Annotated in this window: 13 protein-coding genes; 5 read left to right on the top strand and 8 right to left on the bottom strand. The window is 70.6% G+C overall.

All coding sequences use genetic code 11. The annotated features are described in order from the left end of the window. The first annotated feature begins 13 nt into the window (after positions 1-13). Together ACFWY5_RS08040 and ACFWY5_RS08045 are read left to right on the top strand one after the other, a co-directional pair. Positions 14-736, top strand: a complete 723-nt coding sequence (locus ACFWY5_RS08040; protein WP_379609822.1) for a hypothetical protein — start codon at positions 14-16, stop codon at positions 734-736. A 16-nt stretch (positions 737-752) separates the two neighbouring features. After that, on the top strand, positions 753-2,225 hold the full coding sequence (locus tag ACFWY5_RS08045; RefSeq protein ID WP_379630894.1) for an NADH-ubiquinone oxidoreductase-F iron-sulfur binding region domain-containing protein: 1,473 nt from the start codon (positions 753-755) through the stop codon (positions 2,223-2,225). Between the two features lie 430 nt (positions 2,226-2,655). Here the strand turns inward: ACFWY5_RS08045 and ACFWY5_RS08050 are convergent, their stop codons facing one another. The 6 genes from ACFWY5_RS08050 to ACFWY5_RS08075 all read right to left on the bottom strand — a co-directional run bounded on the left by ACFWY5_RS08050 (position 2,656) and on the right by ACFWY5_RS08075 (position 8,811). Continuing rightward, the gene (locus tag ACFWY5_RS08050) at positions 2,656-3,483 is read right to left on the bottom strand and encodes a hypothetical protein (RefSeq protein ID WP_379630895.1); all 828 of its coding nucleotides are present in this window, start codon (positions 3,481-3,483) and stop codon (positions 2,656-2,658) included. Between the two features lie 441 nt (positions 3,484-3,924). After that, a complete protein-coding gene (locus ACFWY5_RS08055; RefSeq protein ID WP_379609824.1) occupies positions 3,925-4,914 on the bottom strand; it encodes an ABC transporter permease in 990 nt (329 codons plus the stop codon). After that, positions 4,911-6,398 (bottom strand): sugar ABC transporter ATP-binding protein, encoded by a 1,488-nt coding sequence (locus tag ACFWY5_RS08060; RefSeq protein ID WP_379630896.1) that lies wholly within the window; start codon positions 6,396-6,398, stop codon positions 4,911-4,913. Before ACFWY5_RS08060 ends, ACFWY5_RS08055 begins: the two co-directional genes overlap by 4 nt. Then, on the bottom strand, positions 6,395-7,366 hold the full coding sequence (locus ACFWY5_RS08065; RefSeq protein ID WP_379630897.1) for a sugar ABC transporter substrate-binding protein: 972 nt from the start codon (positions 7,364-7,366) through the stop codon (positions 6,395-6,397). The genes ACFWY5_RS08060 and ACFWY5_RS08065 overlap by 4 nt, the downstream gene beginning before the upstream one ends. A 12-nt stretch (positions 7,367-7,378) precedes the next feature. After that, on the bottom strand, positions 7,379-7,750 hold the full coding sequence (rbsD, locus tag ACFWY5_RS08070) for a D-ribose pyranase (protein WP_379609828.1): 372 nt from the start codon (positions 7,748-7,750) through the stop codon (positions 7,379-7,381). Between the two features lie 50 nt (positions 7,751-7,800). After that, positions 7,801-8,811 (bottom strand): LacI family DNA-binding transcriptional regulator, encoded by a 1,011-nt coding sequence (locus ACFWY5_RS08075; protein ID WP_379609829.1) that lies wholly within the window; start codon positions 8,809-8,811, stop codon positions 7,801-7,803. Positions 8,812-9,001: 190 nt separating this feature from the next. Here ACFWY5_RS08075 and ACFWY5_RS08080 point away from each other — a divergent pair, with 190 nt between their 5' ends. After that, a complete protein-coding gene (locus ACFWY5_RS08080; protein WP_379609830.1) occupies positions 9,002-10,366 on the top strand; it encodes an FAD-binding oxidoreductase in 1,365 nt (454 codons plus the stop codon). A gap of 19 nt (positions 10,367-10,385) precedes the next feature. Further along, the gene (locus tag ACFWY5_RS08085) at positions 10,386-11,018 is read left to right on the top strand and encodes a GNAT family N-acetyltransferase (RefSeq protein ID WP_379630898.1); all 633 of its coding nucleotides are present in this window, start codon (positions 10,386-10,388) and stop codon (positions 11,016-11,018) included. Here the strand turns inward: ACFWY5_RS08085 and ACFWY5_RS08090 are convergent. Beyond that, positions 10,975-11,949, bottom strand: a complete 975-nt coding sequence (locus ACFWY5_RS08090; RefSeq protein ID WP_379630899.1) for an AraC family transcriptional regulator — start codon at positions 11,947-11,949, stop codon at positions 10,975-10,977. The two genes, ACFWY5_RS08085 and ACFWY5_RS08090, sit on opposite strands and share 44 nt — an antisense overlap. Positions 11,950-12,038: 89 nt before the next feature. Between ACFWY5_RS08090 and ACFWY5_RS08095 the strand changes: the two genes are divergently transcribed. Then, a complete protein-coding gene (locus ACFWY5_RS08095; protein ID WP_379630900.1) occupies positions 12,039-12,602 on the top strand; it encodes an NADPH-dependent FMN reductase in 564 nt (187 codons plus the stop codon). Here the strand turns inward: ACFWY5_RS08095 and ACFWY5_RS08100 are convergent. Beyond that, positions 12,592-14,538 carry an acetoacetate--CoA ligase gene (locus tag ACFWY5_RS08100; protein ID WP_379609834.1) on the bottom strand — a complete coding sequence of 649 codons (1,947 nt, stop codon included), beginning with the start codon at positions 14,536-14,538 and terminating at the stop codon, positions 12,592-12,594. The genes ACFWY5_RS08095 and ACFWY5_RS08100 overlap by 11 nt on opposite strands. Positions 14,539-14,589: the final 51 nt, after the last annotated feature.

A 14,589-nucleotide genomic window follows, 5' to 3' on the forward strand; every position in this document is an offset into this window, starting at 1 on the left:
CTGGGAGGAACGCATGCTCCACCGACGAAATCCCCGGCACGCACCGTCCAAGCTGGACACGCGACCGGTCCGCCTCGGCCTGACCGCCGGGATCACCGCACTGCTGCTGTCCGGCTACGCGCTGGCCAGATCGCCGCGCGGGCTGGAACTGCTGGGCTTCCTCGATTTCTACGTAGGCGTGATCGCTCTGGTGACGCTGACCGCGACCGTGGCCCTCGGCCTCATCGCCACCGAACGGGTCTTCCTGTCCGCCCGCCATCGCGTGTACGCGCAGTTCGCCCACCGGATCGTGGCCATGGCCGGGATGGCGGCACTGGCCACGCACGTGGCGCTGAAGATCGAACGGCCGCAGGTACTGGGCGCGGTGGCGGCCGGGCTCCTCGTCATCTCCGCCACCAGCGGGCTGCTGCGCGGCATGTTCGCCGGCTCGCCCCAGCCCTGGATCTGGCGCTCGCTGCACGCCTGCGCGTACCTCGCGTGGCCGGTCGCCGTCCTGCACGGGCTGACCGCCGGGCGGCCGCCCTCGGCGTGGGTGACCTGGTCGTACGTGGCCTGCCTCGCGGCCGTGGGCGCCGCCCTGCTGGTACGGGTCGTGGCCACGATGGTGCGGCCGCCGGCCGTACCGGAACCGGTGGAGACGCCGGAAGCGGTGCCGCAGACGCGCACCGAACCCCAGGTCACCGAGGCGCCCGTCAGCCTCGACGCCGCTCGCCGGAAGTTCCGGGCGGCGGGCTGAGAAAGGAGTCCCACCGATGATTCCGCACAGGGTGCCGCGCGTTCAGCGGCTCGGCCCCGCCAGGCTCACCGCCGGTCTCGACCACTGCCGGCGGCTCGACCTGCCCGCCCACCGCACCGTCCACGGCACACCCGCCCCGCGTGGCCTCGAGAACCTCCTCGCCCAGGTCGAGGAGGTCGACCTGCGGGGCCGGGGCGGGGCGGCCTTCCCGTTCGCTCGCAAGATGCGGGCCGTCGCCGAGGCGGCCGGTGCGCGCGAGAGCGTCGTGCTGGTCAACGCCGTCGAAGGCGAGCCGGCCAGTTCCAAGGACGCCATGCTCCTCGTGCGCACCCCGCACCTGGTACTCGACGGCGCGGTGCTCGCCGCCGAGGCGCTCCACGCCCGCGAGGTGGTGATCGCCACCGTCGAGGGCGAGGTGGCCGAAGGGTCCATGGCGGCGGCGGTGGCCGAACGCAAGGCCGCCGCCGTCGCCGGCGCCGAGGAGAGCCACCTGCGCATCCGCGTCGTCGGGCTGCCGGAACGGTTCGTGTCCGGCGAGGGCGGCGCGTTGGTGCGCGGGGTCAACGGGCTCGAAGCGACGCCGCCCGGACGCAAGAAGCGGGCCAGCAGCTCCGGCGTCGACGGGCTGCCGACGCTGCTGTCCAACGCCGAGACGTTCGCGCAGGTCGCGGTACTGGCCGAGCTCGGCACCGAGGGCTACGCCGACGTCGGAACCTCCCGCGAACCCGGCACCCTGCTGCTCACCGTCAGCGGCGGGGCCGCGTCCGAGTCGGTCGTCGAGGTGGCCGCGGGCATGCCGCTCGCGACCGTGCTCGACCTGTGCGACGCCGAACCCGGCGACGGGGTGCTCGTCGGCGGCTACCACGGCGCCTGGCTGGACCCGGCCGCCGCCGCGGCCGCCAGCGTGTCCCGCGAAGGCATGAAGCTGGCCGGAGGCGAACTCGGGGCCGGGATCGTGGTGCCGATCGGCACCGCCACCTGCCCGCTCGGGGAGGCCGCGCGGGTGGCTTCGTACCTGTCCGCGCAGTCGTCGGGTCAGTGCGGGCCGTGCCGCCTCGGGCTGCCGGACGTGGCTCGGGCACTGGGCTCGCTGGCGGGCGGGTCGGGGTCTCCTGATGCGGTACGGCGGGCCGTACGCGCGATCGAGAGACGCGGCGCCTGCTTCCACCCGGACGGGACGGCACGCTTCATCCTGTCGGCGCTGGACGTGTTCGCCGACGACATCGTGGCCCACCAGGACGCGGGCACGTGCGGCCGCCCGGTGCGCGGCGTCCTGCCTTTGCCCGAGGCGGTGGCGGAGCCGGAGTACCGGCTGGACGTGGACTGGACCCGCTGCCAGGGCCACGGCCTGTGCGCCCACCTGCTACCCGAGTTCGTGGACCTGGACGACTTCGGATACCCGAGCTTCCGGCCGGTACCGGAATGGATGCTGAAGGAGGCCAAGCGAGCAGTAGGCATGTGCCCCGCCCTGGCCCTGCGCCTAGCCTGAAAGCAAGGTGCTCCGCTACGCTCCGCGCGCACTCCCAGTCGGGCCGAGGCCCGACCCCTGTAGGGCCTCGCTCCGCTCGGGCTGCCTTGCCTTAGGCTTCCCACCCGTTGCCCGGTTGGGTGGTGGGCCAAGTGACGCCCGCCCCCAACCTGTTACCCGGTTGAGGTGCTGGTCCAGGTGACCACCCACCCGGCGCAGCGCCCAGAAGGCTGGCCGGACGGGTGGGCAGCGCATGACCGCAGTCGATACGCCACGCCCCGGACGTCAGCCAGATGCCCGGGGCCGGAACGTGGGTGGAGGGAGGTCAGGACGCCACCAGGTTGGGCCGCGCCACCTCCGACAAGGCCGGACAACGCAAGGCGTGGCTCGGAGTCCCTCGGCTCAGGTAACGCGTTGTTACGGCCGCCCCTTCGGCACAGATGACATGCCGCTACTTGAAGGTGAGGCGGTGGACGTTACGGCGGCGCTGGAACGTGATGTAGGTGCCGTCCTCGCTGGTGACCTTCATCCGGGTGTCGACCAGGTTGCGGTCACGAAGCTCCTGAAGACCCAGGGTGCGGGTGGAAGGGCTCAGGCCGAATCGTTCCTTGGCCACACGAGGGGAGAACCAGACGTCGCTTCCAGGTTCGCGCTGCTCGCACAGCAGGACCAGCAGCATGGCGATCCCCGGCCCGCCAAGCCGTGCGATGTGGCCCTGGGTCCACAGTGCGGAGGGGATGCGGAAGTAGCGGTGCGGGCGCAGCTGTTCGGGTCGAGCGTTGAGGCTCTGCAGCCGACTGTAGACGTCGGAGGGGGTCAGATACGCCGATCCCCGGCCGTTCTCATCGAGGATGGTCAGCACGCTGGGATGGCCGCCGCGGTCGCGGACCGTGATCAGGTTGTGGCTCTGCAGGTCGCGGATCGCCTCTTGGACGCGGCGCACCCCTCTGGTCTCGTGGTCGGCCAATCCGAGAAGAGCGGCCCACGCACGCGCGGGCAGGCTGGAGTCGTAAGGCTCCTTTGCGCTCAGCCAGAGCAGGCTGAGGTACAGCTTCAACCGGAGCTGGCCCCCGCGTCCGCCACCACGCAGCAGTCTGGCCAGCGGCGGGCTGCCCTGACCGGTGTAGAACTCCGTCGAAACGAACCCCTTGCGCAGTGGCGCCCCGGCCGTGCGCCGGCGAGTCCCGATCCGGCCCCCGAACTCCGTCGCGGCCTGCCGTGCCAGATCATCCAGACCCGCCACCGACTGATCGTCAACCGGCGTCGCTTGCGCATCCACCGAGGGCTCCCTGGGTATTCGACGGTCTAACCTAGGCCTTGTTAGTTCTTACATAGAGGATGGTTCTAGGCCAACTCTAATGCATGCGCAAGCGTAAGGGTCATTGATCTCCAAAGCGTCCTGTTGATGCACTGCGCAAGCGTAAGGGTCACGATGCCTTATTTCCCCCGGGTTTAAGCCGTCGGTACAAGGGCTGAGTTTCCGGTTGCCGCAGGCCCTTCACTCCCCCTAGCTTGGACGCACTTGCCCCCCGGGGGCCAGGTGCTGCGGCCGGTGACAACATGCTTCATGCTCCTCGATGGCCTCGAGGGCCGAAGCGCCGGCGCCGTTTCCAGCGGCGAGGGCGGCTGGACCCGCAGTGCCACGCTTCGCCCCGGACGTCAACCAGATGCCCGGGGCCGGAACGTGGGTAGCGGGGCCAACCCAGCAACCAGGTCGAGGTCAGGACGTCACCGGGTTGGGGGCGGCGGGTTGGGTTATGGCTAGTTTGCGGGCCAGCCTCAGCCGGTAGGCGTCCAGGACCACGGCCACCAGGATGACCAGCCCCGTGATGATCTGGCGTTCGAAGTCGGACACCCCCATCAGCAACAGCCCGTTCGTGAGAACCCCCAGCAGGCAGGCGCCCAGGAACGTGCCGACCATGGAGCCGCGTCCGCCCATCAGCGAAGCCCCGCCGATCACGACCGCCGCGATCGCGTTGAGTTCGTAGCCCTGGCCGAGGATGGGGCTGGCGATGTTGAGGCGGGCCATGTAGAGGATCGCCGCGATGCCCACGGTGAAGCCGGCGATCACGAAGGCGGCGATCTTGATGCGGGACGTCTTGTGGCCGGACAGGCGTACCGCTTCCTCGTTGTTGCCCGTCGCGTAGATGAGGCGGCCGAACACCGTCCTGGACAGGACGAACCAGCCGGCTCCGGCCAGCAGTACCGCGACCCAGAACACGGCGGGGATGCCGATCAGGGTGAGGGTGCCGAAGTCGTTCAGGGCGGCGGGGAGGTTGTAGATGGTGGCGGCGTCGGTGTAGCGCTCGGCCGCGCCGCGGGCGATGTTGAGCATGGCCAGGGTCACGATGAACGACGGGACCCGCCACTGTTCGGAGATGAAGCCGTTCAGCCAGCCGACGACTCCGCCGACGAGCACGCTGACCAGGATGGCGGCGACCAGGGTCGCGGGGGAGGCCGATCCGGCCATCATGGTGCCGGACACGACGGCGCACAGTGCCATCGACGAGCCCACCGACAGGTCGATGCCGCCCACCAGGATCACGAACGTCATGCCGACGGCCAGCACGGTGTTCAGCGTGATCTGGGTCATGATGTTGCGGAGGTTCTGCTCGGTGGCGAAGTTCGGGGCGGCGAGGACGAAGAATCCCGCGAGCACCACCAGGGCCACACCGATGCCCGCCTCGCCGAGGACGAGCCGTTTGATCATGGTTTTTCACCGTTCTTGAGGTAGCCCGAGTAGGCCAGCGTGAGGATGTGCTCGGCGTCGAAGCCGGCTCTGGCCACCTCTCCGGCGATCTTGCCGCGGGAGAAGACGAGGATGCGGTCGCAGATGCCCATCAGCTCGGGCAGGTCGGAGGAGACGACGAGCAGGGCTTTGCCCTCCGCGGCCAGGCCGAGCAGGAGCTCGTGGATCTCGTATTTGGCGCCTACGTCGATGCCTCGGGTGGGTTCGTCCACGATGAGCACGTCGGATCCGGCGTTGAGCCATTTGGCCAGGACGACCTTCTGCTGGTTGCCGCCGGACAGCGTGCGTACGTGCTGGGTGACGCCGGCCGAGCGCAGGTGCAGGCGGCTGCCCAACTGCTGGGCGAGAGCGCGTTCCCGTTTGAAGGAGAGAAGGGCGCCGCGCAGCTTGGCCAGGGTGACGTTGGCGCTGATGGGCAGGTCCAGGACGAGGCCCTGTGATTTGCGGTCCTCGGTGAGCAGGCTGATGCCGTGCCGCACGGCGTCCTTGGGGTGCCTAATTCGGACTTTGCGCCCGTGAAGCTCGATGGTTCCGGCCAGGGCGGTGTCGGCTCCGAAGATCGCCCGCATCGCCTCGGTACGGCCCGCCCCCACCAACCCGGCGAACCCCACCACCTCCCCCGCCCGCACCGAGAACGACAGCGGCCCCTCGAACCCGCTCACCCGCAGCCCCGTGACCCTGAGCGCCTCCTTGCCCTCCGCCCGCTCCGGCAGCGGCGGGTACTCCTGGGCCAGATCCCGCCCCACCATCGCCCGCACCAGGTCGGGCGCGGTGACACCGGCCATCGGGCGGCTCACGACGCTGCGGCCGTTCCGCAGAACCGTCACCCGATCGGCCAGCTCCAGCACTTCCTGCAGGTGGTGCGAGATGTAGACGATCGCCACGCCGCGCTCGCGCAGCCCGCGCAGGATGCCGAACAGCCGCCCGGACTCGCGCGAGGTGAGCGTCGCGGTCGGCTCGTCCATGATCAGGAGCCTGGCTTCCGTGGAGATCGCCTTGGCGATCTCCACGAGCTGCATCTGCGCGATGCCGAGCCGCTCGACGGGCGTGTCGGGCGCGACGTCCAGCCCGATCTCGGCCAGCAGCGCCGCCGCGTCCGCGCGCAGCCGCCGCCGGTCGACGACTCCCGCCTTGCGCGGGAGCGCGCGCAGGAAGAGGTTCTCCGCCACGGTGAGGTACGGCAGCAGCGCCAGCTCCTGATGAACGACCGAGATCCCCGCCGCCAGTCCGTCGGCGGCGCTGCCCGGCCGGTACGGCCGCCCGTCCAGCGTCATCGAACCGCCGTCCGGCGTGTGGATCCCGGCCAGCGCCTTGACCAGCGTGGACTTGCCGGCGCCGTTCTCACCGACCAGGGCGTGGATCTCGCCCGCCCGGATGTCCAGGTCGACGCCGTCCAGCGCCACCACGCCGGGGAAGCGCTTGACGAGGCCGGTGACCCGCATCATCCGACGTTGTCCTTGGTGATGAGCTTGATCTCGGTCTTCTGCCAGCCGCTGACGTTCTCGCCGGCGATCATCTTCATCGCGTAGTCGATGCCGTTGGCGGCCTGCTGCGCGCCGTACTGGTCGAGGGTGGAGACGACCGCGCCGCTCTTGACGTAGGAGGCGATGGCCGGGATGTTGTCGAACGCGGCGACCTTGATCTGCTCCTTCTTGCCCTGCTCCTCGATGGCCTTGAGCGCGCCGAGCGCCATGTTGTCGTTGGCGGCCAGCACGCCCTTGATGTTCGGGTGGGCGGTGAGCATGTTGCCGAAGACGGTGTGGGCCTCGTTCGTCTCCCAGTGGGCGGTCTTGGAGTCGACCAGTTTGAGGCCGCCCTCCTTGATCGCGTCCTGGAACCCGGTCTTGCGCTGGGTGGCGTTGGCCGCGCCCGGGTTGCCCTCCAGGATGACCACCTCGGCGTCCTTGCCGACGGCCTTGACCAGCTCCATGCCGGACTGCTTGGCGCCCTCGCGGTTGTCGGGGCCGACGAAGGGCACCTTGTCCGCGATTCCGGCCGACTTCATCGCGCCCTCCTCAAGCTGAACGTCGATGTTGACGACCTTCACGCCGGAGTCCACGGCACGCTTGAGCGGGGCGACCAGCGCGCGCGAGTCGGCCGGGGCGATCACGATCGCCTTGGCCTGCTGCGTCACGCACTTCTCGATCGCGGCGACCTGGTTGTCGATGTCGGTCTCGTTCTGGATGCCGACCACGCTCAGCGTGAGGTCGCCGCGCTTGGCCGCGTGCTCTTCCGCGCCCTTCTGCATCTGCTGGAAGAACTCGTTGGCCAGCGACTTCATCACCAAACACACGCCCGGCTTCTCACCGGGCTCGGGCGCGGCGGCGCTCTGTCCACCGGTCGTGCCGCCCTCCTTGCCGCACGCGGCCAGCGCGAGGGCCAGACCGGCCACAACGACGATCTTCTTGTTCATCTGGTGTCTCCTTCAGAAGGGAACGCCCGCTTGGAGCACGACGTTGCTGTACGGCGTGGCCTCGCCGGTCCTGACGACCGCGCGGGCCTGGGCGGCGAGCTCTTTGAGCTGGGTGTGCGGGATACGTTCTGGCCGGGTCAGGACGCCGTCGAGGAAGCCGTCGGGCGACTCCTCGGCGATGTAGGCGGTCTCGACGACGAGTTCGGCGAGCACCTCGCGCAGGACGGGGAGGAAGGCCGGCTCGCCCCTGCGCCAGACGAGGTCCACCGTCTCGACGCCGGGCGGCACGGGCAGGCCGGGATCGGCCACCACGATCAGGTCGGTGTGTCCGGCCGCCGACAGGATCTGCAGCAGCCGCGGATGCCAGAGCCCGTCAGGACGCATATGACGCCCTTCCATACCGGATGGCGGCCCGGAACGCGTTCCACATCGGCTCAGCCATCGTCCACCCCGCCCACCGGGTCGGGACAGCCGCAGGACCCGCGCCGGATCAGCGTCGCCTCCAGCACCACCCGCTCGCCCCGCGTCGCGTCGCCGCCGATCTTGGCGGCGAGCAGTTCGACGGCACGCCGGCCGAGCTCCTCGATCGGCTGCCGCATGGTGGTCAGGGCGGGCACGGTGTACGACGAGGCGGCGATCCCGTCGAACGAGCACAGAGCGACATCACCCGGGACGGTCAGCCCCAGCTCGGCCGCGGCGCGCATCACCCCGATGGCCTGCTCGTCGCTGGTCACGAACAGCGCCGTGGGCCGGTCCTCCCTGGACAGCAGCTCCCGCCCGCTCAGGTAACCCTGCCGCCGCCCGAACGGCCCGTGCGCCAGCGGCATCCCCGACGGATCGAGCCCCGCCTCGGTGAGCGCCCGCGCCCACCCGGCGACCCGGTCGACGGTGGGGTGGATGTCCTTGGGACCGGCCACGCAGCCGATGCGCCGCTGCCCGTGGCCGAGCAGGTGGCGGGTGGCCTCGTGGGCGCCGCCCTCGTTGTCGAGCAGCAGGTGGCTGGCGGGGGTGTCGTCGAGCTCGCGGTCCAGGACGATGCAGGGCACCCGGGAGGCGGCCAGCAGCGACCGCCAGGCGCGCGGGCCATGGGCGGGAATGAGGATCAGCCCGTCGACCTGCCGGTCGATCAGGGTCCGCACGTACGCGGCCTCGCGCTCGTCGTCGTCCATGGCGTTGCCGAGCAGCAGGGTCAGGCCGTGCTCGAACGCGACGTCCTCGATCTCGCGGGCCAGCTCGGCGAAGAACGGGTTGGCGTTGTCGGGGACGACGAGCCCGATCGTGTGGGTACGGCTGGTGCGCAGCGACCGGGCCACGACGTTCGGGCGGTAGCCGAGCTCGTCGATCGCGCGCAGGATCCGTTCGCGGGTATGGGGGGCGACGTTGCGCGGCCCGTTGTTGAGCACGTAGCTGACGACGGCCTCCGAGGTGCCGGCCAGTCGTGCCACATCACGGCGTGTGACCACTGCGAGTTCGCCCTTCGGTTGTATCAACTCGTGTTGATTCCGCAGTATTCGTCGGCCTTTCCCTGGTTGGCAACACGTGTAGATGGGACGTTATCCAGGTGTTACCCCTGAATCAGAGGAAGGTGACGCAGTCGTAACCAACCCGTCGGCCACGGTTCTCGTCACATGAGCTGTGAACCGCCGTGACTTTCTGGGCGCCGCCGCGCTGGTCCCCGTGTCCCTCTCCGCCGCGCCACCCGACTGGGCGGGCCTGCGCCGCGGGCTCAAGGGCACCCTGGTTCGCCCCGGCGACGCCGCCTACGACCGGTCGAAGCGCCTGTACAACCCGGCCTTCGACCGCATCCGCCCAGGCGGTATCGCGTACTGCGAAACATCGGAAGATGTTGCGAAGTGTCTGGCGTTCGCCCGGCGTACCGGCGTCGCGGTCACCGCACGTTCGGGCGGGCACTCCTACGCGGGCTGGTCCACCGGCTCCGGCCTCGTCGTCGACCTGTCGCGGATGAACGCCGTCACCCACCGCGCGGGCCTGGCCACGATCGGGCCGGGCGCCAAGCTCATGGACGTCTACACCAAGCTGGCCAGGCACGGCGTGAGCATCCCGGCCGGCTCCTGTCCCACGGTCGGCGTGGGCGGGCTGGCGCTGGGCGGCGGGATCGGGGCGGTCTCCAGGAAGTACGGGCTGACCTGCGACCGGCTGGTGTCCGTACGGGTGGTCACCGCCGACGGGCGGGTTCTGGACTGCGACGCGACCCGGCATCCCGCGCTGTTCTGGGCCTGCCGCGGCGGTGGCGGCGGCAACTTCGGCGTCGCCACCTCGTTCACGTTCCGCACCCACACCGCGCGTGAGATCGGCCATTTCTACCTGCGCTGGCCCTGGTCGAAGGCGGCCGCGGCGCTCACCGCCTGGCAGGACTGGGCGCCGGGCGCCCCCGACGAGCTGTGGTCGACGCTGCACCTGGTACGCGACCGCGGGAGCCTCCACGTCCAGCTCGCCGGAACCTACCTGGGCGGCCTGACCGGGCTCAACCGGCACCTCGCGGCGCTGGTGGCCAAGGTCGGGCAGCCGGAGGCCCGTTCGGCGCGGGTGGTGCCGTACCTGGCGGCGATGCGGATCATGGCCGGCGGGCCGGGGCCGCGCACGACGTTCTCCGCCAAGTCGCACCTCGCCTACGGCAGGCTCCCCGCCACCGGCATCGCCAAGCTGGTCGCCTGGGTGGCCAGGCCGGGGCAGCACGCGGTCCTGCTGGACGCGTTCGGGGGCGCGATCGGCCGCGTGGGCGTGCGCGACACCGCCTTCCCGCACCGGGCGGCGCTCTACAGCGTGCAGTACTACGCCGACGGCACCTCCCGCACCTGGCTGCGCGGCGTCCACGGCGAGATGCGCGCGTTCCTGGGCGACCACGCCTACGTGAACTACATCGACCCCGACCTGCGCGCATGGCGCTCGGCCTACTACGGCCCGAACGCCGCCCGGCTGGCCGAGGTCAAGGCCGCCTACGACCCGGGCCGCGTATTTCGGTTGCCCCAGGGCGTCTAGCTGGCATAAACCTGCATGCATGCGTCATTGGCCCCTGTTCGGTCTCCGGATCACCACCCCCAACCTCCAGCTCCACATGCCGTCGTTCGCCGAGCTCGACGAGCTGGCAGAACGGGCCGCCGAAGGCGTGCACGAGGAGGGATTCATGCCCTTCGTCATCCCGTGGACGGAAGCCGAGCCCGGCGAGCGGGCCAAGGCGACCGTGCTCTACCACTTCAAGTCCTGGGGCACCTGGAAGCCGGAGGACTGGACCGCGAACTTCGTGGTGGTCCGCGACGGCCAGGTCGTCGGCACGCAGGAAGTGGCGGCCGTCGACTTCGCGGTCACCCGCGAGGTGGTCACCGGCTCCTGGCTGGGCCGCCGCTTCCACGGCCAGGGCATCGGCACCGAGATGCGCAAGGCGGCGCTGCACCTGGCCTTCGAGGGGCTGGGCGCGCGCTGGGCCAGGACGGTGGCGTTCGAGGACAATCTGCCCTCGCTCGGCGTGACCAGGAAGCTCGGCTACCGGGAGGACGGCATCCAGATCGACAACCGCAAGGGCGAGGCGGTGCCCAGCAAACGTTTCCGCATGGCCCGCGAGGACTGGAAGCCGGAGGAGGGCTACACGGTCACCGGGCTGGAGCCGTGCCTGCCGCATCTGGGAGCGCGCTGATCATCGGCAGCCGGCACGACTCGCGGCGGAACTTGCCGGGGGCCAGGCCGTACTCGCGCTTGAAGGCGTTGGCGAAGGCGAACTCCGAGCCGTAGCCGACCCGCGCGGAGATCTCGCCGAGCGGCGCGTCGCTCTCGCGCAGCAGGTGGGCGGCGGTGCCCAGCCGCCACCACGTCAGGTAGCCGAGCGGCGGCTGACCGACGAGCTGCGTGAAGCGGCGCGAGAAGGCGGCCCGCGACAGGCCGGCCTCCCGGCCGAGCGACTCGACCGTCCACGGCGCCGCGGGGTCGCGGTGGATGGCGTCGAGGGCGGCGCGGATCGACGGGTCGGTCAGCGCCCGCGCCCAGTTGTCCACCTTGCAGTGCTCGTGCGAGCCGTCGAACCAGGTGCGCAGGATCAGCAGCAGGAGCATGTCGAGCAGCGAGGAGACGAGCAGGTCGGCCCCGGCGCGCGGGCGGTCGATCTCGGCGCCGAGCAGGTCGACGGCGGCGCGCAGCTCGGGATGGTGGCCGAGGCGGGCGGGCAGGTGGACGACCTCGGGCAGTGAGCGCAGGATCGGGTGGAGTCTGGAGGGGTCGAGCCGGTAGCCGCCGCCCAGCAGCACCGTGCTGGCACCATCGCCGCCCAGGACGGCGGAGGCGAACAGCTCGCGCTCCCCGTCGCCGCAGTCGGCCGTGGCGATCGCGCTGTCGGGCGAGTCGGCCAGCACGTAGGGGTGGCCTTGCGGGAGGAACACGACGTCGCCGACACTCAACGCGATGGGCTCTCCCTCGGGCGGAAGCAGCCAGCACGAACCTTGCAGAACCACCTGGAAGCCGGCCGTACCCGCCGCGGCGGGGAAGGAGTGGCCCCAGGGAGCGCGCCACTCGACCCGGACCGAGTTCGCCCGGCCGACGCGCATGGAGGCGATGACGTCGCTCAGCAGATCCACACCGGCAGTATAGCTCGCGAGACGCTCACGTATAAAATGCAGACGGCAGCGCATTGGAGGTCTTCGTCCGGTTTCCTACTCTGGAACGCATGACGAAGATCGGCATCATCATCGGCAGCACCCGTCCCGGCCGCAACGGCGAGGCCGTCGCCCGCTGGGTTCACGAACTGGCCACCAAGCGCGACGACGCCGCGTACGAACTGATCGACCTCAAGGACCATCAGCTGCCCCACCTCGACGAGGCGCTGGCCGCGGCGGCGGCTTCCGGCGCTTACGACCACCCGCACACCAAGATCTGGTCGGAGACGATCGCCGGATACGACGGCTTCGTCTTCGTGACCCCGGAGTACAACCGGGGCACCCCGGGCGTGCTGAAGACCGCCATCGACTTCCTGTACGCCGAATGGCATGACAAATCAGCCGGAGTCGTCGGCTACGGCGTGAGCGGCGGCGTACGCGCGGCCGAGCACCTGCGGCAGGTGCTCGGCCAGGTCAAGGTGGCCAACGTGCAGGCCGGGGTGGAGCTGCTGCTGCACGCCGACTTCGAGGACTTCAGCGTCTTCAGGCCGCGCCCCCACCAGGAGGACCAGGTCACCATGATGCTCGACCAGGTCGTCACCTGGAGCCGGGCGCTGTCCGCGGTCAGGGCCTGAAGTGGCGCAGCACCTCGGGGTTGGCCATGGCGTCGGGGTTGGCGGCCTGCTCGACGGGGGTGCCGAGCAGGATCTTGCGCACCGGCACCTCCAGCTTCTTGCCCGACAGGGTCCGCGGGATGCCGGGCACCTCGCGGATCTCGTTGGGCACGTGCCGGGGTGACAGCTCCTCGCGCAGCGTGGTCTTCAGCGCCGCCACCAGCTCGTCGGTGAGCGTGGCGCCCTCGGCGAGGGTGACGTAGAGCAGCAGGCGGCCCTCCTGGCCGAGCTGCCCGGTGTCGATGACCAGGCTGTCGGCGATCTCCTCGAAGCGCTCGACGACCCGGTAGAACTCGCTGGTGCCCATCCGCACGCCGCCGCGGTTCAGCGTCGAGTCGGAGCGGCCGTAGATCACGCAGGAGCCGTCTTCGTTGATCTTGATCCAGTCGCCGTGCCGCCAGACGCCGGGGTAGACGTCGAAGTAGCTGTCGCGGTAGCGCTCGCCGCCGGGGTCGTTCCAGAACATCACCGGCATCGAGGGCATCGGCGCGGTCAGCACCAGCTCGCCCACCTCACCGATCACCGGCTTGCCCGTCGGGTCGAAGGAGGCGATGGCCGCGCCCAGCGACCGGCAGGGGATCACGCCCGCCCTGATCTCGTGCAGCGGGGTGGCGCCGACGAAGCCGGTGCACACGTCCGTGCCGCCGGAGAAGGAGCCCAGCGGCACGCCGGGCAGCGTCTCGGCCACCCACGCGAACCCCTCGGGCGGCAGGGGCGATCCGGTCGAGCCGATACCCCGCAGCCGGTCGAGGCCGGCCGGCCGTACGTCCGACTTCATCGAGGCGATGATGTACGGCGCGCCGACCCCGAAGTACGTGACCCCCTCGGCGGCGGCGATCTTCCACAGGTCGTTGGGCGCCCCGTCGTACAGGACCGGCACCGCGTCGACCAGCAGGGCCCCGATGAGGTAGTTCCACATCATCCAGCCCGTGGTGGTGTACCAGAAGAACACATCGCCTTCACCGAGGTCCTGGTGGAAGGAGAGCGACTTCAGGTGTTCCAGCACCACGCCGCCGTGCCCGTGCACGATCGGCTTGGGCAGTCCGGTAGTGCCGCTGGAGTACAGGATCCACAGCGGGTGGCCGAAGGGCACGCGCTCGAACTCCAGCGGCCCCTCCTCCGCGCGCAGCCCCTCCCAGCCGACCACCTCGCCGGACGGCACCGCGGCGGCGTGGCCGGGCGCGGGCTCGGCCCGCTGCGGCGGGCGGCCCTCCTCGGCGGCGGTCAGGTACGGGATCCACACGGTCGCGCGCAGCGAGGGCAGCGCGGCGGCGATCTCGGCGACGGCGGCCGAGCGGTCGAAGCTCTTGCCGTTGTACGCGTAGCCGTCGACCGCGATCAGCACCTTGGGCGCGATCTGCCGGAACCGGTCGACGATGCTGGGCACGCCGAAGTCGGGCGAACCGGCCGACCAGATCGCCCCGAGCGAGGCGGTGGCCAGGAAGGCGATGAGCGCCTGCGGGATGTTCGGCAGGTAGCCGGCGACGCGGTCGCCGCGCCCCACGCCGAGCCGCACCAGACCGGCGCGGACCCTGCCCACCTCCGAGCGCAGCTCGTCGTAGCCGATCTCCTGGCGGGCGCCGTCCTCGGAGACGAAGACGACCGCGGTGCCCTCGCCACGGGCGAGCGCGTTCTCGGCGTAGTTCAGCGAGGAGCCGGAGAACCACTCCGCGCCGGGCATCGTCCCGGTGAGGACGGGCCCGTCACCACGCTCCCCGACCACCCCGAAGTAGTCCCAGAGCGACTGCCAGAACTCCGCCGGGCTGTCGACCGACCACTGCCACACGTCCTCGTACCGCGCGCCGATCCGGTCCTGCTCGCGCAGGTAGGCGGTCAGCTTGGCCCGCCCGATCACCTCGGCGGTCGGCTCCCAGACAAGTGCACCTTCCTCAACCATGCGCCCATCCTGTCGTTCACCAGGTGGAAAGTCACACTCGACCGCCCACAC

Origin of the sequence: Nonomuraea sp. NPDC059007, from assembly GCF_042740555.1 — a bacterium.
Lineage (GTDB): Bacteria > Actinomycetota > Actinomycetes > Streptosporangiales > Streptosporangiaceae > Nonomuraea.